Raw genomic sequence first — 19,120 nt, forward strand, 5'->3', positions numbered from 1 at the left:
TAGTTAGGTTATTAATAACAAAGCTCAAGGTAACTCCTATTCATTGCCCAGTCTATTACTAGGGATGAATGGTAGTTACTTGAGCTTTTTCTTATTACGCGAACTCTATTTATTCCAACTCGAATTCTTTCATTTTATTGTAAAGCGTTCCGCGCGAGATCCCAAGTAACTTCGCAGCTGCACTTTTGTTACCCGCGGTTTTGGCTAAAGCTTCCACAATTAATGTGATTTCATCCACTTCAGTGACTTTTTCCTTAAGCTGAATACTGGAGGATTCTGCATCCTGAATCAGACTTGGCTGCTGCTCTTGCAAGGCAGGTGGTAAATGTTCAAGCGTGATCATCTCATCTTCATTTAAAATAATGCACCGCTCTATGATATTTTTCAATTCTTGAATGTTGCCAGGCCAATTGTATTGGGACAGCGCTAGAATCACCTCTGGCGACAGACCAGGTGCTGGTTTCTGGTAATGCATTGAAAATTGCTTCAGATACATATGAACCATCGCCGGGATATCTTCGTTTCGTTCGCGCAAAGGCGGGATTCGGATAGAAACAACATTCAGCGCATAGTAAAGATCAGTTCTGAATTCATGGGAAGCAACCTTGCTAGCAAGATCCTGCGTAGTTGCAATAATAATGCGAGTTTTTACACTGATAGGTTGATTGCCGCCAGAACGGACAAGCATTTGCTTGGTGATGTATCGATAGAGTTTGGCTTGAAGCTCCAGAGACATTTTCTCAATTTCGTTAATAAATAGTGTACCCTCTTTGGCTAATTCTAATTTGCCGGGTTGACCACTTTCGTTTCCACTAAATGCCCCCCCTTGATAGCCGAACAATTCCGTCTCCAAAATGCCAGCAGGTACAATACCGCAATGAACAGTTATAAAAGGCTGCATCGAGCGCGAGCTCGATTGATGAATAATTTGGGCGAGCTGCTCCTTCCCAACGCCTGATTCTCCGATGAGCAGGACGGGGGTATCCGTAGCCGCGACTTTTTTGGCCCATTGAATAACTTTGCCGATGGCAGGCCCCTTTCCTTTGATAAGGGCAAAAGGGTCATCTTGCGACGCTTCATTCGGAAGCCCAACGGACTCGACGGTTGTTAATTGTTCGTTTAGTCGCACCAATTGGGTAATATCTTGTTCAGTTGCAATACCGCCGATAATCGTGCCTGCGGCATCTTTGATCGGTGATGCATTAATGAGTACATGCGTGTCAGGTCTTGGGCGGTGATATGTATTGCGAATGAGTCTGCCTTCATCTAACATTTTCAAAACCATTAGGGTTTCCACATCAAAATGTTCACCTATGCGCTTGCCAACAATGTCTTCACGCGGCAGCCCATAGAGCTCTTCTGCGACAGGGTTCCAACAAATCACGGCACCATCCCGATCAACAACGGTGACGGCGTCAGTCACAGTATCTGCGAGAGCAGCGAAGTAGGCGTACCACTTCTGCCCTTCATTCATCACGTATGCGGCATATGCTCCTAGGGGGACATAGCCTAGAATAGTGTCTTGTTCATTGGTGCATAGAAAGGAGCGAGTTTCTCTGCGTATAAGCTGCTGAATGTGGTCTAGGTCGTGGAGCTCCTTCAATGAGCAACTTGGAACGTTAAAATAGTTCATGTTTACAAGATGTGCAAGCATCGTCGATGCTTCAAAAGCTTTCAATAACTCTGCATCCTCTGGTGTAAATAATGCTACGGCACCTTCTTGTTGGACGATTACGGCGGTTCCTTTTTGAATAATGGAAATGAGCTCCGTAAATGTCGTCTCTATTGGAAGTGTTTGAATCTGTGTGTGTAATGGAAAGTGTTCAGGAATGAACATGTTAACCCTCTTTTATCCGCCTTATTTGGTTTTAATTTACCATGAAAAGGTAGGTGATTCAACACAACTTGGCTTTATGATGAATATTGTACAGATATGACATGAATTAAAGGTGTATTGTACAAGTTTGAAATTATTTTTAAACAAATAGTGTTCAAAATCGAAAATAAAGTGTATAATTCGATTATAAATTAAACACAAGTGTACAATTTCTACTTGGAGGCAACCACAGATGGAACTCATGATGCGTAATATGTTTCAATCCCTAGGCAAAAGTCGCGCAGCCAATCGCTTAGCGAAGAAATATGGACTCCGATTTGGCGCAGCACGCTTTGTAGCTGGTGAGACGATTCAGCAATCGATCAATGCCGTGCGTGGTTTGAATCAAGATGGCCGCGTGGCGACGTTGGACCATTTGGGCGAGTTTGTTTTTAGCGAGGAAGAAGCGTTAGAATCAGCTGCGATGTGCATCCAAACCCTCGACGCGATTGCGGAGTCGGGCGTTCGCTCCAATTTATCCTTGAAGATGACTTCCTTAGGATTAGATATTAGCAGAGAGCTTTGCGTAAGCAGCATGAAACGGATTTTGGATCGTGCGCGGATGCATGGGAATTTTGTCCGTATCGATATGGAGGATTATGCGCATTGTCAGGTTTCGCTTGATATTTACCGCGAGCTTCGTCAAGAATACGACAATGTCGGGATCGTGATTCAGGCTTATCTGTTCCGCACTCTGAAGGATATTGATGATTTACATGAGCTTGGCGCGAATTTGCGATTGGTGAAGGGAGCTTATAAGGAGTCTCCTGAGGTTGCTTTTCCAGAGAAAAGTGCTGTCGATGAGAATTACAAAGTCATTATTCAGAAGCATCTGTTGAATGGACATTATACAGCTGTCGCTAGTCATGATGAGGCGATTATTAATTTCACGAAACAATTCGTGAGTGAGAATAACATCGGGAAAGATCAGTTCGAGTTCCAAATGCTTTATGGAATCTGTGAAGATTTGCAAAAGCAACTCGTGAAAGAAGGCTACCGTGTCCGCATTTACGTGCCATATGGCGTTGATTGGTTCGGTTATTTCATGAGAAGGTTAGCAGAGCGTCCAGCCAATGTCTGGTTTGTGCTTAAAAATATGTTCAAATAAACTCAACTAAATAAATATTAAAATAGCTTTCTATTCGGAGAGGAGCCATTATACATGACGACATTATCAACGAAGGTAATTCCATACGCGAATGAACCGTTTACGAATTTTGCACTAGAGGACAATTTGAAGGCGATGCAAGATGCTATTGCGAAGGTGAAGGGCGAGCTTGGGCGCGAGTACCCGCTATATATTGGATCTGAGAAGGTCATGACGGAAGCGAAGATTACATCAATCAATCCAGGCAATGTGGATGAAGTGATCGGGTACGTGAGTAAGGCTGATCAGGCTTTGGCTGAAAAAGCAATGAACACCGCACTCGAAACGTTCGAGTCCTGGAAGAAGGTTCCCGCTAGAGAGCGCGCGGAATATTTATTCAAAGCGGCGGCACTTATGCGTGCTCGTAAGCATGAATTCTCAGCACTGATGATCCTTGAGTCTGGTAAAAACTACGTCGAAGCGGATGTCGATACCGCGGAAGCGATTGATTTCATCGAGTTCTATGCGCGTGAAATGATCCGTTTGAGCGAGATCAATGAGACACAGCCTTTGGTGCGCATTCCTGGTGAGAACAACCAGATTTCTTATATCCCGCTTGGTGTTGGCGTTGTGATTCCGCCGTGGAATTTCCCACTTGCAATTTGTGTAGGAATGACGGTTTCTGCTGTTGTTTCCGGGAATACGGTATTGCTGAAGCCAGCTTCTACGACACCTGTTATCGCACATAAATTTGTCGCTTTGATGGAGGAAGTAGGTCTGCCAGCGGGGGTGATCAACTTCATTCCGGGCAGTGGTGCTGAGGTTGGTGACTATTTGACGACGCACCCGAAAACACGGTTTATTTCGTTCACAGGTTCGAAAGAAATTGGCTTACGGATTAACCGTTTGGCTGCTGATGTGGCTCCAGGGCAGATTTGGATTAAGCGAGTCATCGCTGAAATGGGTGGAAAAGACGGCATTGTCGTCGACGAAACGGCGGATCTGGATGCAGCTGCAGCTGCGATTGTGGCTTCGGCTTTTGGCTTCCAAGGCCAGAAGTGCTCCGCGGGCTCCCGTGCGATCATCGTTGAGTCAGTCTACGATGAAGTGGTCGAGAAGATTATCGCTTACACGAATAGATTACAAAGCGGTCTGCCAGAGTTAAACTTCGCGGCAGGTCCGGTCATCGATAAAGCATCGTATGAGCGGATTTTGGACTACATCGAGGTTGGCAAAAGCGAAGGCACGCTGCTAGTTGGCGGCGGCAAAGCGGAAGGTAATGGCTATTACATTCAGCCAACCGTGTTCGGAGATGTGAGCGGCAAAGCGCGCCTGATGCAGGAAGAGATCTTTGGGCCTGTGCTTGCGATTGCGAAAGCCGCGAATTGGCAGGAAGCTATTGAGATGTACAACGATACGGAATTTGGGTTGACGGGATCTTACTTCTCCACGGATGAAGATCGCATCGCAGAAGCGTTAGAGACCGTTCATTGCGGTAACTTGTACATCAACCGCAAATGTACAGGAGCACTTGTCGGCGTGCACCCCTTCGGCGGGTTCAACATGTCGGGTACCGACTCCAAGGCTGGCGGCTACGATTACTTAATGTTGCTGACACAAGCGAAGTTGACTTCGCGTAAGGTGTAGGTTTACTTGCTGGCTGAAGAGCAGGCGACAATATGTATAGGCGGCCCCACTTCGATGAAGTGGGGTTTTTATGTTTTAGCGCGCCAAGCAAAGATAAGCGTAACTAAATTTAAGAAATTTAAATTAAGGCATGAGCCAAGTCGCTTCGTGGCTAACAGGCAACTGGTGGAGAGATCTTAAGGTTGAAGCCCACGCTCGTCCGATATGTGGACGATCTGGTTATCCTTTGAAGAACCAAAGAGAAAACTTGAAGAGCTTTGCTTACCTTATTGTTTGGGGGCTTGAAACGACTCTAAACTCTCCATCAAAAATGTCCTCCGCTTCTCGATAAAAGAAAGAATGAATCCTCGCTCGTCTAAAAATATGCCATCGCCGACTTTTTTATTAGGATCGAGATGGATAAATGGATGAAGCAATTGCTGCAGTGAAATAATTTCAGGCTCCAGTGCCATCTCCGTAAAATGCTCGCGAAAAATGACATGCAAAAGACTACAATAAGATGAGCGAAACGATGACACGTCCAAGATACGCGCAGTGAGTGTATTAAACCCCTCTATCGGAAGATACGTATGCTTCAGTACGTGTCCGTTCACATTTCTTCCCCAGGTTGCGTCGTAATCCCACGGAATGATAGTAAACCTTTCTGTTTCTCTATTTCGGTATAAAGCGTAATTATGAATAAAACCGTCGAAGTTTTGAGTGCATACGGCTCCCGCTAACCACCGAAGGTAACTATCGACATCCAACAGCTTTTCAATTTCGGCTTCAAATTGAGCGACTGGGGTAGTGTTGATTTTATAAATAAACGTGCGTAAATCGGCATTGTCTACAGCCGTTCCGCACTTTCTCATATACCCCTCTTCAAGGGAGTCTTTAACTTCAGAGGTTTTAGGATTAAGAAGCGAGAAATTGGCATTCGAATTTATGGCGTAATAAATCGGCCCGTCCGGCAATTCTCTTGTTTGTAAAAAACGATTATCTACAGATTCAAGTTTCAAATATATACCGGCAAATTGTTCATTGATAGACAGTAGTACATGGTAGGTTTGTGGTGATAGGGTACCGATACGGGTAAAAAAGTCAAAGGAAAGTTTGTTTCGTATGAGTGAGGGGTCTGCATATTCGGCATTAAGATGAAATTCTCGTTCTCCCTTGTAAACCATTGGTGAAATGAACTTGACCTGGAACGATTTTTTTGGAAATTTACGGGTATGTGAGCCCCGATAGGCCAGCTTTATTTGATATTCATCTTGATTAAGGCGAAGGACTGCCGGGATCCATAGCTCTAAGTAGATGTTCTTGTTTAATTTTTCGAGTTGCTCGGGAATTGCAGTAATGTGAAAATGTGGGATAGAAAGATTATCAGTAGTGCTCATTCTGCCACCTCTTGTAAGTTGTATTTTACATAATATAGTATTAAGATTTCATGCAATATGTCACTCTAGTAGGGAAATGCTTGTTTTCTTTTCTAGCCCTCGCAATATATGTTCTAGCTCATAAACTAGTAGGACAAAGAAAAGAGGTGGTGGAATACTTGGAGCGGTTAAATAAAGAGGAACTTAAACATGTTCTCGATTCGATTGAACCAGAGTTACAAATTTATATGAGTAATAATCCGAAAAAATCGAGATCAGATTGTTGTTGTACGACAACGTCCACAACAACGTCCTCATCATCAAAGTGTTGTAAGAGAGGGCCTAGAGGGAAGCGGGGGCATAGAGGGAAGAGAGGAGCTACTGGAGCTACTGGAGCAACTGGAGCAACAGGAGCAGCTGGAGCAACAGGTGTTGCAGGAGCAGCTGGAGCAACAGGTGTTGCAGGAGCAGCTGGAGCAACGGGAGCAGCAGGAGCAGCAGGAGCAACGGGAGCAGCTGGAGCAACGGGAGCAACCGGAGCAACAGGAGTAACTGGGCCGACTGGAGCAATTGGTGCAGCTGGAGTAACTGGACCAACTGGAGCAACAGGAGCAACAGGTGACACAGGAGCGACCGGAGCGACGGGGCCAGCAGGTGGACCACAGGGACCAACTGGAGCAACAGGACCAACCGGAGCAGCAGGAGCAACCGGAGCAGCAGGAGCAACAGGAGCAGCTGGAGGAACAGGAGAAGCTGGAGCAACGGGAGCAACTGGAGCAGCAGGAGCGACTGGAGGAACAGGAGCAACTGGTGCAATAGGAATAACTGGAGCGACTGGAGGAACAGGAGCAGTTGGAGCAACTGGAGGAACAGGAGCAGTTGGTGCAACCGGAGGAACAGGAGCAACTGGTGCAATAGGAGTAACTGGAGCGACTGGAGGAACAGGAGCAGTTGGTGCAACCGGAGCAACCGGAGCAACTGGTGCAATAGGAGTAACTGGAGCGACTGGAGGAACAGGAGCAGCAGGAGCAACTGGAGGAACAGGAGCAATTGGTGCAACCGGACCAACTGGAGCAACTGGTGCAACTGGAGCGACTGGAGCAAGAGGAGCAACCGGAGCGACACCAACTAATTTCACAAAAATTCTTAATTTTGGTGGAAATAATGCAGGATTTCAACGTTTAGCAGGGTCGCCTGGAGCACTTTCTAATAGGGTACCTTATGTCGATGCTGCGAATGGAAGCATAGTTGCTTTTTCTGGTGCAATAGATGTAAACAACTTACCTGCTGGAACGTATCTTTTCCAAGTATGTTTTGATGTTATTAATAATGCAGTGGCACCGTTAGCAGCTAACATCATATCTACAATTACACTTACAACTACGGCTATCCTTACAGGAACCATAATTTTCTCAATTAGACCTACAGATGTAGGAGCGCAGCCTGTGCGTATTTCCAATGGTGCTCCATATGCAGTCACTCCAAATGCCACAGTAACATGGACCAGTAATATAGCTGGTAACCCTGTCACAAGAAACGATGCAATTTCAGTATTCCTAAATATGAACGTTTCACAAAATGCCGTTTACTCTGTGTATATTTCATCTGCTGTTTAAATAGAGAAGGACCGTCCTAGGCGGTCTGGATCGGGTATTATCACTTATGGTCAACAACCTAAAAAAGGTTATCTGTGTAGATTACCTTGCGTTGTTGACCATGAGTGATTTTCATGTCAGAAAACATACGAATATTACTCTCCCGCCAATCTCATTTCTCCAACCCCACAATAAATCCAATAGTTGCCCACAAGGGGCAGATTTGAGATAATGCTCATATTGAAATTAGATGAGAATGGGAGTGACATCCGTGGACAAGCAGCAACAAACGAAACAAACTTTAGCCTTTATTGGATCTTACGCCGATGCAAAGAATCCGGGGGTTTATACGGCACAATTTGATGCAGAAACAGGTAGCTTAGCGCTTACCCATAACGTAACGGGTCTCCAAAATCCAACCTTTCTAGCTGTCGATGCTGCAAATTGGCGATTATACGCACTTGGTGAAGGTGTTGGTGCTGAAGGTCAGAAATGTGGAGCAGCTAGTGCCTACTCTATCCAGCCAGAAACGGGTGAATTATCGCTACTTAATCAGGAAAACACGCTGCCTGCGACAACATGCCACATCCAGCTAGACAACATGAATCAAGTTGTAATGGTTACGAGCTATCATGGTGGCATGGTTGGCTTATCTCCAATTAAAGCCGATGGCCATCTTGGGACTTCCGCGGACATTCAGCAGCATCACGGTGCGAGCCTACTTCCCGTACAGGATCGGCCGCGAGCGCATTCCGTTTTCGTTGATCGTGCCAATCGGTTCATAGGTGCATGTGATTTAGGCCTTGATAAAATTATCCTATATAAACTCGATCTTGCCGCTAAGCGTCTCATTCCACATGGCGAAGTGTCTGTCACGCCTGGTTCGGGGCCGCGCCATTTTGCCTTCCACCCATCCTACAAGTACGGGTATGTGATTAATGAGCTTGGTTCCACGGTTACAGCATTCAGCTATGATGAAGAACAAGGTAAACTAACAGAAATCCAGACGATTCCAACCCTGCCAGCCTCCTACGATGGCGAAAATGGGTGCGCAGACATCCACGTCTCACCTGACGGACGTTACCTTTATGGTTCCAATCGCGGACACGATAGCATCGTAGTTTATGCCATTGACAATCAAACAGGAAAGCTCTCCGTTGTGGAACATGCACCAACCCTAGGGAAGCACCCACGAAATTTTGGGATTTCGCCTGATGGACGTTTTGTCCTAGTCGCGAATAAAGATTCTGACAATATCGTTAGCTTTGCGCGCGATGAGACGACTGGGAAACTAGTCCCAACTGGCAGTGTACTTGAGATGTCTCAGCCTGTATGCATCAAGTTCCTTCCGGTACAATGACACCTTTTACAGAGAGAGTTCTCGAAATCATTCGATCCATTCCCGAAGGAAAAGTGATGACGTATGGCCAAATTGCGCGACAAGCCGGAAGTCCAAGAGCAGCTCGGCAAGTTGTGCGGATTCTGCATGCCATGAGCAAAAAGTTCCGTCTCCCCTGGCACAGAGTCCTCAATGTTCGTGGAGAAATCGCGATCCAAGATGATGAGGGTGCGCAGCTGCAGCGGTTTTTGCTAGTATCTGAGGGTATCCATGTTACGGACGAGTTGACAGTATCTCTTGCGGAATATCAAGTTCAATCGGAAGCAGAATGAAGTAGCATGATCTAGGCTTCGTCTAGTATACTTTAAAACAAATAATATGACATTGGTCGTGAAGCACACGCCGTTTTTATCATGGTAACTGAGGAATAGGTCCTTTCAGTTATAGTGATGAGAGCGGCGTTTTGTTTTGGGTCCACTTAAGGAGAGATGGCTAATGAAATTTGAACAAGCATTCGCAGCATTTATGGCACAACAAATTGCAGATGACACAACCCCCCGCAGAAGGGAACGATTAGAACGAGGTTTAGGCCATGCGGAGATGGAGTTTCTTCGGTCCATTTGGTATCCAAAGGTCGGCAACTTCAACGATCTGTATCCCCAATGGGAGGTTCGTGACTTCGCGAACGGCTATCGTTATTTGGATTTTGCCTATATGCCTAGAGATGTAAAAGCCGCAATTGAAATTCAAGGTTACAGTTCACATGCGCGAGATCTTGAAGTTTGGCGATTCAAAGATTTGTGCATCCGTCATGCACACCTCGCATTAGATGGGTGGTTAGTTCTCCCTCTTGCCTACCCTTCGATAGTTGAAGCACCGAAACAATGCCAACAGTTGATTCTTTCTCTTATTGGCAAGTTTATGGCCACCGATGTTCTACCGACACTCTCTTGGCTGGAAAGTGAAATCATTCGTTTCGCTCGCAGAACAATCCGTCCATTTACAGCTCCAGAACTATCTGTGCATCTCAAAGTAAGTGAAAGACACGCTAGAACTTTGTTGCATGTGTTATGTGATAAGCAACTTTTGGTTGTAGCGAGTGGTAATGAACGTGCACGCAGCTATCTACTCCACTTATAGCGTATGAGGGGGAACGTAGATTCACTATCTGACGCATTAGCTGCTTAAAGCGATCCCAAAGGGAACGAGGATACTCTATTCTAGTGGAATATGGCAAAATTCAGACGAAAATGCAGAAATAGCGCACCCACGTTCCTCTCAATCCTTGAATCGGCCCCCAAATGCACAATTAGCGCATCCTCGTTCCCACCCGAGAAAGGGGAGCGGATGTCAGGGTCAGTCGCTCTTTCCACCACACTGGAAAATTCTATATCCTCCCTGAAATCGTTTGCGATACAATGTGAGCATGGAGGTGTACGTTCATGAAAACCATGCTATACAAACTTACGCTGAAGAAGCGTATGTGGGTGTCGTTCGTTCTGCTGATTGCCATGTCGATCGCGGCGACAGGGGGACTGTCTTATAATATAAGTGCGCGCGTCATTGAACGGAACACGTTTCAGCTCAGCCAGGATAATCTAAACACCTCTGCACGTGTGCTGGATGAGAAAGCGAAGCAGATTCTCGTGTCGGTGTTGAATATTATGATTTCGCAGCCGTTTGTCCAGATGTCGAAGGATTCTGCCGCTGGCAAGAAAGATGGCTACTACGGTCACATGACAGCGATGAACTCGGCGTTTACGCAAGCGAAGCTGGCAGAGCCGTCGATCGAATCGATTTTTATTGCGACACCGATTGGGGAGTTCTATTCTGCCAGTTACTATCGGAATCAAGGCTACTCTTTCTACGATTCGCCTCTGTACGAGAAGGCGCAACTAACCAAAGAGCCATTCTGGGTCGAAGGGCATGAAGATCTTCTTTTTCAAGGGAAAGATCGCGTTATTTCGTTAGTCATGAAATCGATTAGTGATAGCCCAAACATGTATTTTGTTGTGAATTTGAACGAGAAGGCGATCCAAGGCATACTGTCCGACCGGCACACCGAGAAGGAAGATCAGAATTTGTTCCTTGTGAATCGGAATGCTGCAAGCGTGCTATTGAATCAGCCGAATTTACCCAAGAGCTATGACAAAGATTTCCTTGAGAAACATATTGGGACGAGCTTGAGGGGCCATTTCGAGGTAGGGATCACGGAGCAATACGACCTAATTAACTACGCGACTTTGCAATTCAATCCGGACTGGCTGCTGCTCAGCGTCCAATCGAGATCTGATCTGCTCAAGGATTTGAGCTGGATTCAATGGGCGACCGGCATCATTATGCTCGTCTGCATCATTATGGCGGTACTGGTGTCGAATGTGCTTTCGGCGATTTTGCTGAAGCCGCTGTATCATCTGCAAATGCTGATGAGTAAGGTAGGACGCAATGATCTGTCAGTTCGATTCCAGAGCCATTATCAAGATGAGGTCAGTCAGGTAGGCCATAAATTTAACAGCATGCTGCTGGAAATCAATGAACTCATCGACGAAGTGAAGGACGCTGAACGAGAGAAACGCAAGTCCGAAGCCAAGGCGTTGCAGGCACAGATCTCACCGCATTTTTTATATAACACACTCAATACGATCATTTGGAAAATGGAAACGGACGAATTGGACAACTCCAAGTCGATGGTCATCGCCTTATCACAGCTCTTTCAATTAGGCCTCAATCATGGCGAAGAATGGACAACGGTCGAGAAAGAACTACGTCATGTGCGGCAGTATTTGACTATACAACAGCTGTGCTATGAGGAGCTTTTTGACTTTGAAATTGTGGTAAGCAGTGATACCAGCCTAGCACTGCCCATTATGAAAATCATGCTCCAACCCTTGGTTGAGAATAGTTTGCTTCACGGGTTTGAGCATATGGAATCTGGTGGTAAGATTCGTATCGAACTTACATCCGATCATCAACAACTGCATATTGTTGTTGAAGATAACGGTTCCGGCATGGATGCAGATAAGCTGCAACTGAGCCTGAATCATCCTAACACAGAGAAGAAAGGCTATGCGCTGCGGAATGTCTTCAACCGCTTGCAGCTGTACTATGGTGGCGAGGCAACGATGGTTCTCTCGAGTGAGCCTTTTGAAGCGACAAAGGTGTATATAACGATTCCGATCAAGGGGGAAGTCTAACATGAGTAGGGCTGATATAACACTTTGTGTCATTGATGATATAAGAAGTGTCGTTCGAGGGATCGCTGATTTGATCCAAATCGACACACATGGTGTGCAGGTAGTAGGGACAGCAGGCAATGGAGAGGACGGCCTGCAGATGGTCTTAGATCTCAGGCCAGATATCGTCTTAACGGATATTCGGATGCCGCGAATGGATGGTTTGGAGATGACGAAAGCGATCACAGCAGTGATGCCCAATTGCAAAGTAATCCTGCTCAGCGGCTATACGGATTTCGAATATGCGCAGCAAGCGCTTCGTCTAGGTGCGTTCGATTTTATAGCGAAGCCGTTCTTGAAAACGGCGATTGAAGCGGTTGTGCAGAAAGCGAAAGAGCAAATTGAGCTGGATCGTGTCCATTTTGCCAAACAAAGCGAAATGGAACGCCAAATTAAGGAAAGCATGCCGCTGCTGCGTCAAGAATATTTGCATCTGTTGCTGCGTTACAACGCCAATGAATCCAGACTGAAGGAGCGTTGGGACTATTTGAAGCTCGATCTAAATCGGGAGCGCCTCATCATTATGTGCATTGAAATCGATGGCTTTGCGAAGCAAGTGGATACCCATGGCATTCATGACGTTGAACTGGCCCGTTTTGCGGTAAAAAACATCCTCGAAGAAACACTCGCTTCTGTCACGAAATCCATTGTATTCCGGGAGCAATTGAGCGGCTTCATTTGTCTGCTGAATGTGCCAACTCACATGGATATCGTTACGCTGGCTGAACAGTGTCGCGAGCATATGCTGAACTACTCACGCTACACGATCTCTATCGGTGTCGGACTTGAGGCCAGAACGATTCACGAGCTGCCCCAATCTTATCAGCAGGCAACGGAAGCCTTGTCCCACAATTTCTATACAGGCGGGAATAGTGTTTTCTACTATGAAGATATTCAGCATCATGCTGTTACACGTTCTAGACATAGTGCCGAGCAAGAAAAAGAGTTGTTCAATTACTTGCGCATGGGCAATAAAGAGAGAGCACTGCCTCTTCTGCAGAGCATTGTACATAGCTATTCGGGGGTACAACCTAGCGATGTGATGAATGTGTGCTATGAGCTAGGGCTGCTTATGAATCGCATTTTCGCTGAGAAAATTACGATGCCAAGTGGGTTGGACGAACTGACAGCGAAGCTGGATCTTCTGAAAAAGGGGGAGCGCTTGACGCTGCGTGAGTTAAATGAATTACTCGATCAATTGGTTTCAGCAGGTTGCGACGCTTTGCAGAAGCAGCGTGAGCTGGAAGCGGATTCGGTCATCACCCAGGCGATTCACTATATGAGAGAGAATTTGGACAAGAATGTAACGGTCACTGATTTAGCGAAGCATGTGTATTTGAGCGGCAGTTATTTTGCGAATCTGTTCAAAAAGGTGACAGGGACGACGCTCATCAACTACATGAACGGACTGCGAATCGAGAAGGCAAAGGAGATGCTCCTTGAGGATAAGCAGGTGCAAGAAGTTGCGATTCATTTGGGTTACGAGGATCGTTCTTACTTCACAGACGTGTTCAAGAGACATGTCGGGATGACACCGACGGAGTTCAAGCAAGGCTATAAACCGTCCTAATACAATCATATTTTCCTAGTGAATAGTGGTTTTACCCTCCTCACAGCTAGAGTGAATTCGCTTACACTTTAGAAGTAAACACATGGGAAAAGAAAAGGGAGGCCAACCATTTATGCGTAAGAAACCGTTTCATCTCGCTGCATCCGCAGCTCTGCTAGTCACCTTATCTGCTTGCGGGAGCAGCCATACAGCGGATACATCTGCAAGCCCTGCAGCAACAGCTGCAGCAACAGCAGCGGCAAGTTCCGCAGCGCCAGCAGCAGCCACCGGCCCCAAAACAAAGCTAACTTACTGGACGAACGACCGTGGTGCATCGGATCATATCAAAGCGGAGATCGCGAAGTATAATGCCGAGAATAAGGACAATATCGAAGTCGAAGTCACGATTATGGCTGACAACTATGAGCAATCTTTAGATGTCGCTTTCGCTAGTAATCAAGCACCGGACATTATCAAGACATCAGGCTCTAATTTTGCCCCGTTCATCAAGAAAGGCTACTTAGAACCATTAGATACCTACATGACCCCTGAATTCAAAAACCGTTTTAAGAACCTCATCATCGACGACGGGAACCGTGTGGATAATAAAATTTACTCTTTGCCGAACTATGGTATCACTTGGCGCCTTATCTATAACGTCGATCTTTTCCAAAAAGCGGGTATTACTGCACCGCCGAAAACGATCAATGAAATGGTCGAAACAGCCAAGAAGCTTACCGTTGCTGGGAAGGATATTGGTGCTTATGGCTTCGCAGGTAACTTCAAAAATAACGGAGGCTTTGGCCGTTCCGCTTCACCGATTGTCGCGCTGAGCACAGGGATCCTAGATGGCTTTAACTTCAAAACAGGCAAGTTCGACTTCGCTAGTCAAATCCCAATGCTCGAGGCTCTGCGCAAAATGAAGCAGGATGGCAGTATGATTCCTGGTTTTGAACTACTTGATATCGACCCGCTCCGTGCACAATTTGCGGAAGGTAAAATCGGCATGTACATCAACCATGCGAGTGAGCCAGGTGTATACAAGAACCAATTCCCTGCCAAAATCAAATGGAGTGCGGCCCCGCTTCCTACGGTAGATGGCACAATCAATGGCGCTTCGCCATTCTCAAATGCGACGGTATGGCTCGCGATGAGTGCGAAATCGGCGAACAAAGCGAAGGCGTGGAAATTCATCGAAACGATGTACGGTCCAGAAGTGTTGAAAACATACCAAGAGGATAGTGTAGGGATCTCCGCTGTACCAGATGTGCTGGCTGTTGCGAAGAAACCAGGATTCGCGAATATGGACTTGTTCCTACCTAACAAATATGACGCCTTGTTCCCAGTTGTCCCAGCAGTGACGCCAGAAGGTAAAAATTTGGGCGATGAAGCCTTGCGATACATCCTAGAGGGCGGTGATGTGAATAAAATAACGACAGATTTGTCGACACGATATAACGCCGCTTTGGATAAAGCTAGGCAAACAGGTACGACCAAGAATCAACCCATGCCTGACTTTGATGCCAAAAATCTGCAAGGCAGTCTAGTTAAATAAGATCACGCTAGGAGAGGAAGCTATCCGCCTGAAACCGTGTGTTTGAAGCGGGTAGCTCTTTTTCTCAAGTAGAAAGGAGCCTTGCATTGATGAAGCGTAAGCATGCGCTTGCCCCTTATATCCTTACATTTCCGAGTCTTTTTCTGACCTTGGTGCTTAGCATTTACCCGTTAGGGTGGGCCATGCGCTATATGTTTTACAGCTATCCTGGCTATGGGGCTAAGACATTCAATGGCTTAGATAATTTCAGAAGACTGTATGAGGACGAGACTTATTGGCAATCGGTTATCAATACCTTGGTGTATGCTGGGGGCAAAATCATTCTAACCTTACCCATCGCCTTAGTGCTCGCCGTGATACTTAACGGGGCATTGCGTGGACGACATCTGTTTCGTGCGATTTATTTTCTACCAACGGTCATTAGTACAGCTGTCATGTCTGTCGTCTTCTACGTTATTTTCAATTCGTATAATGGGATTCTCAATCAATATCTTGTGAAATACGGTATTATCCATTCGAATATCGATTGGCTGGGAACGAAGTTCGCCATGCTCACGATGATCATCATCGCCGTTTGGGGTGCCATCGGGAATTACATGCTGCTGTTCCTTGCCGGATTGCAAAATATACCGCAGGACGTCTACGAAAGTGCCGCCATTGACGGGGCAAATGGTTGGAAGAAATTTATTTACATCACTGTCCCTATGTTAGGCCCTGTGCTGCAAATGATTGTACTACTCGCTATAACAGCAGCCTTAAAAGGCTATGAGAGCATCATGGTGTTGACCGAAGGCGGGCCTATTGGCAAAACAGAAGTCATGTATCTTTACGTGTATAAGCTCTTCTTCCCCGTATCGTCGGCAGGCGGTGCTGTTCAGCAGCAAATCGGTTACGGGAGTGCAGTTGGTTTCGTATCCGCGCTGATTGTAGGCGTTGTAACGTTAGGTTACTTCTACTTATCTAAACGCTTGAATCAGATTAACGAATAGGAGATGAGGCATACATGCAGACGGTTCCAACTCGTATAACGAATAACAAAACAACCTCGCTACCCTCCTATATCTCACTGTTCATTGCGAAACTAACGGGTAAGCTCATACTATGGGCATTTTTGATTCTAATCGTGGTGTTCACCTTATTTCCAGTCATCATGGCTGTGCTCGGTTCTTTCAAAACAAATGCAGAAGTAACCACAGGTGCAACGTTCTGGCCATCCGTCTGGCAGTTCTCTAATTACGTGAGGGCGTGGAAGGGAGCGAATTTCGCTCATTTTACGATGAATAGCTTGTTCGTTAGTATTGCAACCACGATAGGTAGTCTACTTGTAGCTTCGTTAGCTGCTTATGCCGTGGATAGACAGGAGTTTACGGGTAAAAAAGTCTATGTGGCGCTGCTCGCGTCCACGATGTTCATCTCGATCGGCGCTGTTGTACTGCGCCCACAATTCGAATTGATGGTGCATTTGAATCTGCACAAGTCCTTATGGGGCGTTGTGATCATTCTGATTAGTGGTCATGCAGCTACCTTCTTTACGTTGATTGGTTTCTTCAAAGGGATCCCGCGAGATCTAGATGAAGCTGCGAAAATTGATGGCTGCAGTGTGTATGGTATTTACTGGCGGATTATCCTGCCGTTATTAGCGCCTGGGCTTGGCGTTGCTGGGTTGTTCGTGTTCCGAAACGCATGGAACGAATACATTTTGCCGTTGGTATTCACGATGACGAAGCCAGCGCTTCAAACGTTGACCGTAGGGCTAGCCAGCCTGCGCTATGGCACCTCAGCCGCTGCGGAGACGCACATTATGCTCGCTGGCGCCTGTATGTCGATTTTGCCGATACTCGTCGTGTATATCCTTGCGAACAAATCGTTCATTAGTGTCACAGCGGGTTCTGTCAAAGGATAATTCGTGTGAGTAAAGGAGATCATGATGCAATTTTATCTGACCAATGCGGAGCTGCGTGAAGCGGCTGGGATGTTTAAAACGTATTTTCCTCTACGTGTGGAACACATTTTGGAGCAAGCTGACCATTCCTGTGCGGGACAGTTCAAGCTTCCGTATACGATGGCTGCAAGAGAGTGGATCGATCACGGTTTGCGTCCAGATTGGCTGTACAATCCTACGGAGGACCTGGAGTATACATGGATTCTCAATCGACATTGGCATCTGCGCAACTTGGGAATTGCGTATATATTAACAGGTGATGAACGGTATGTGGAGGCTTATAAGCGGCATATCACGAGTTGGATCGAGCAGAATCCAAAGCCAACTTCGCTAACATACGAGAAGATGGTGTATTTCCAACGGCCTGGTCCATGGAGGCTGCTCGAAGTGGGATTGCGTGTGCAATCTTGGGTCTGGGGATATATGTTGATGAGCCATAGTGCGTTGCTGGATGGTGATTTTGAGAGAAAGTGGCGAGACAGCTTGTCCGAACAGGCGACGTTTCTATCGAGGCATCTGGGAGAAACCTCAATCAATCATGCCACCATGCATATGCAAGGGTTGTTCATGGTTGGCACGTTCCTTGCCGATCATGCGGAGGCGCCATATTGGCGCCAGCTTGCCCAAGAGCGGCTTACGCTTTGTCTGCACGATCAGATTCGTGCGGATGGGATTCAAAATGAGCTGACACCGCATTATCATACGGCCAGCTTGGATATGTTTGGAACGCCATTTCTACTGGCGAAGCAGACGGGGCATCCTTTTCCTAACAGCTATTTGGATAAGCTGAAATCGATGGTGGCTTTTAGCGTAGCGACGATTCGGCCAGATGGTAAGGCTGTCGCGCTATCCGATTCGGATAGCGGTGCGCATGTGCGAGCGAAAGTCGGCTTTATAGGCGCAATTTGTGAGGATGAAGCCATCTGCCAGCAAGGCGAGATCAGTGAGGACCTGCTCTGGCTGTTAGGAAGCGAGAAGTTTGAGTATTGGGCGGAGAGGATGGGAGGAACGGAGAAGGAAATTCGGTCAACCGTTGCCTTCCCCGATTCGGGATATTATGTGATGCAAGATGCGCAGCAGTATGTGTTCTTTGACGCAGCACCTCTAGGCGGGGCACATGGTCATGCGGATGCTTTGCATTTTGAATGGATGCATAGAGGGCGCTTAATCTTTGGAGATTCAGGCCGATACACGTATCAAGAAGGCGAATGGCGGCGATATTTCAAAGGAACTTCTGCACACAACACGATCACGGTCGATGGACAGGATCAAACGCCGTACCTATCGACGCAGCAATGGGGAGAGCCGGAAGCGACTGTTGAGCTACATCGTTGGTTGTCTTGCGAGGCCTATGATTTCATTGATGCTTCGCATCATGGCTATGCGCGGTTGAGCGAGCCAGTTGCGCATCGGAGATGGCTGTTGATGGGGAAATCGCTGTCATTCCTCCTTGTCGTAGATGAGTTGGATGGCGTAGGTACGCATGAGATCGAACAGATGTTTCATTTGTCCGATGAAGCTAAGGTGATGGATTGGGGCAATCGGGTGGATGAAAGCTTGGAAGTGTCGATTTCATACGAGGAGGAGCTTGGGAAGACATCGGGTTGCCGGATGTACTGGGCTGGGAGTGCAGGGGGTCAGGCGTCTCTTGCTACGAAAGAGGGGTGGAGATCCGACCATTATGGCACAAAGAAAGTAATCCCGGTCATAGCTTACCGTCAATCTTTTACGCAAAGAGCGGTTATCGCGACATTATGTTTACCAGAGAGTGAGACGAATGAAAGTAAGGCGTGGCAGGTGACGCTTTTGAAGATAAATGAGGTGGAAGGTCGTACGGAGATTCAGATTCTGTTAACAGGATCCGTCGATAGTCAGGTAGCCATAATGGTGGATCAGCGAGGTGTTTCGATAGAGGAGAATTGAGAAATAAGGGATGTGCATG

At 46.6% G+C, this 19,120-nt stretch carries 14 protein-coding genes; 12 read left to right on the plus strand and 2 right to left on the minus strand.

The features are described 5' to 3' along the window. Positions 1-109: 109 nt before the first annotated feature. On the minus strand, positions 110-1,837 hold the full coding sequence (locus tag ACSQ8O_RS16025) for a sigma-54 interaction domain-containing protein (RefSeq protein ID WP_436242515.1): 1,728 nt from the start codon (positions 1,835-1,837) through the stop codon (positions 110-112). Between the two features lie 232 nt (positions 1,838-2,069). On the opposite strand from ACSQ8O_RS16025, the gene ACSQ8O_RS16030 reads away from it, so the two are divergent. Together ACSQ8O_RS16030 and pruA are read left to right on the plus strand one after the other, a co-directional pair. Continuing rightward, positions 2,070-2,984 (plus strand): proline dehydrogenase family protein, encoded by a 915-nt coding sequence (locus ACSQ8O_RS16030; RefSeq protein WP_236291117.1) that lies wholly within the window; start codon positions 2,070-2,072, stop codon positions 2,982-2,984. Positions 2,985-3,038: 54 nt separating this feature from the next. Continuing rightward, positions 3,039-4,610, plus strand: a complete 1,572-nt coding sequence (gene pruA / locus ACSQ8O_RS16035; protein ID WP_436242516.1) for an L-glutamate gamma-semialdehyde dehydrogenase — start codon at positions 3,039-3,041, stop codon at positions 4,608-4,610. Positions 4,611-4,876: 266 nt separating this feature from the next. Here pruA and ACSQ8O_RS16040 read toward each other — a convergent pair whose 3' ends face one another. Further along, entirely contained in the window at positions 4,877-5,986 is a 1,110-nt protein-coding gene (locus tag ACSQ8O_RS16040; RefSeq protein ID WP_436242517.1) for a CotH kinase family protein, read from the minus strand. Between the two features lie 158 nt (positions 5,987-6,144). Here ACSQ8O_RS16040 and ACSQ8O_RS16045 point away from each other — a divergent pair, with 158 nt between their 5' ends. The 10 genes from ACSQ8O_RS16045 (at position 6,145) to ACSQ8O_RS16090 (ending at position 19,101) form a co-directional block, all read left to right on the plus strand. Next, positions 6,145-7,581 (plus strand): collagen-like protein, encoded by a 1,437-nt coding sequence (locus tag ACSQ8O_RS16045; RefSeq protein ID WP_436242518.1) that lies wholly within the window; start codon positions 6,145-6,147, stop codon positions 7,579-7,581. A 250-nt stretch (positions 7,582-7,831) separates the two neighbouring features. Continuing rightward, positions 7,832-8,920, plus strand: coding sequence for a lactonase family protein (locus ACSQ8O_RS16050; protein ID WP_436242519.1), 1,089 nt, complete (start codon positions 7,832-7,834; stop codon positions 8,918-8,920). Beyond that, the gene (locus ACSQ8O_RS16055) at positions 8,917-9,231 is read left to right on the plus strand and encodes an MGMT family protein (RefSeq protein WP_436242520.1); all 315 of its coding nucleotides are present in this window, start codon (positions 8,917-8,919) and stop codon (positions 9,229-9,231) included. Before ACSQ8O_RS16050 ends, ACSQ8O_RS16055 begins: the two co-directional genes overlap by 4 nt. A gap of 163 nt (positions 9,232-9,394) precedes the next feature. Then, positions 9,395-10,039: a transcriptional regulator gene (locus ACSQ8O_RS16060; protein WP_436242521.1), complete on the plus strand. Its 645-nt coding sequence runs from the start codon at positions 9,395-9,397 to the stop codon at positions 10,037-10,039. Between the two features lie 302 nt (positions 10,040-10,341). Next, positions 10,342-12,093, plus strand: coding sequence for a sensor histidine kinase (locus ACSQ8O_RS16065; protein ID WP_436242522.1), 1,752 nt, complete (start codon positions 10,342-10,344; stop codon positions 12,091-12,093). 1 nt (position 12,094) lies between these two features. Next, positions 12,095-13,702: a response regulator gene (locus ACSQ8O_RS16070; RefSeq protein ID WP_436242523.1), complete on the plus strand. Its 1,608-nt coding sequence runs from the start codon at positions 12,095-12,097 to the stop codon at positions 13,700-13,702. Between the two features lie 112 nt (positions 13,703-13,814). Further along, positions 13,815-15,236 (plus strand): ABC transporter substrate-binding protein, encoded by a 1,422-nt coding sequence (locus tag ACSQ8O_RS16075; RefSeq protein ID WP_436242524.1) that lies wholly within the window; start codon positions 13,815-13,817, stop codon positions 15,234-15,236. A gap of 89 nt (positions 15,237-15,325) precedes the next feature. Beyond that, positions 15,326-16,225 (plus strand): carbohydrate ABC transporter permease, encoded by a 900-nt coding sequence (locus ACSQ8O_RS16080; RefSeq protein ID WP_436242525.1) that lies wholly within the window; start codon positions 15,326-15,328, stop codon positions 16,223-16,225. Positions 16,226-16,239: 14 nt separating this feature from the next. Further along, positions 16,240-17,139, plus strand: a complete 900-nt coding sequence (locus ACSQ8O_RS16085; RefSeq protein WP_436242526.1) for a carbohydrate ABC transporter permease — start codon at positions 16,240-16,242, stop codon at positions 17,137-17,139. A 21-nt stretch (positions 17,140-17,160) separates the two neighbouring features. Beyond that, positions 17,161-19,101: an alginate lyase family protein gene (locus ACSQ8O_RS16090; RefSeq protein ID WP_436242527.1), complete on the plus strand. Its 1,941-nt coding sequence runs from the start codon at positions 17,161-17,163 to the stop codon at positions 19,099-19,101. Positions 19,102-19,120 lie beyond the last annotated feature (19 nt).

It is taken from the genome of Paenibacillus sp. LjRoot56 (assembly GCF_964253335.1).
Classification (GTDB): Bacteria; Bacillota; Bacilli; order Paenibacillales; family NBRC-103111; genus Paenibacillus_E; species Paenibacillus_E allorhizoplanae.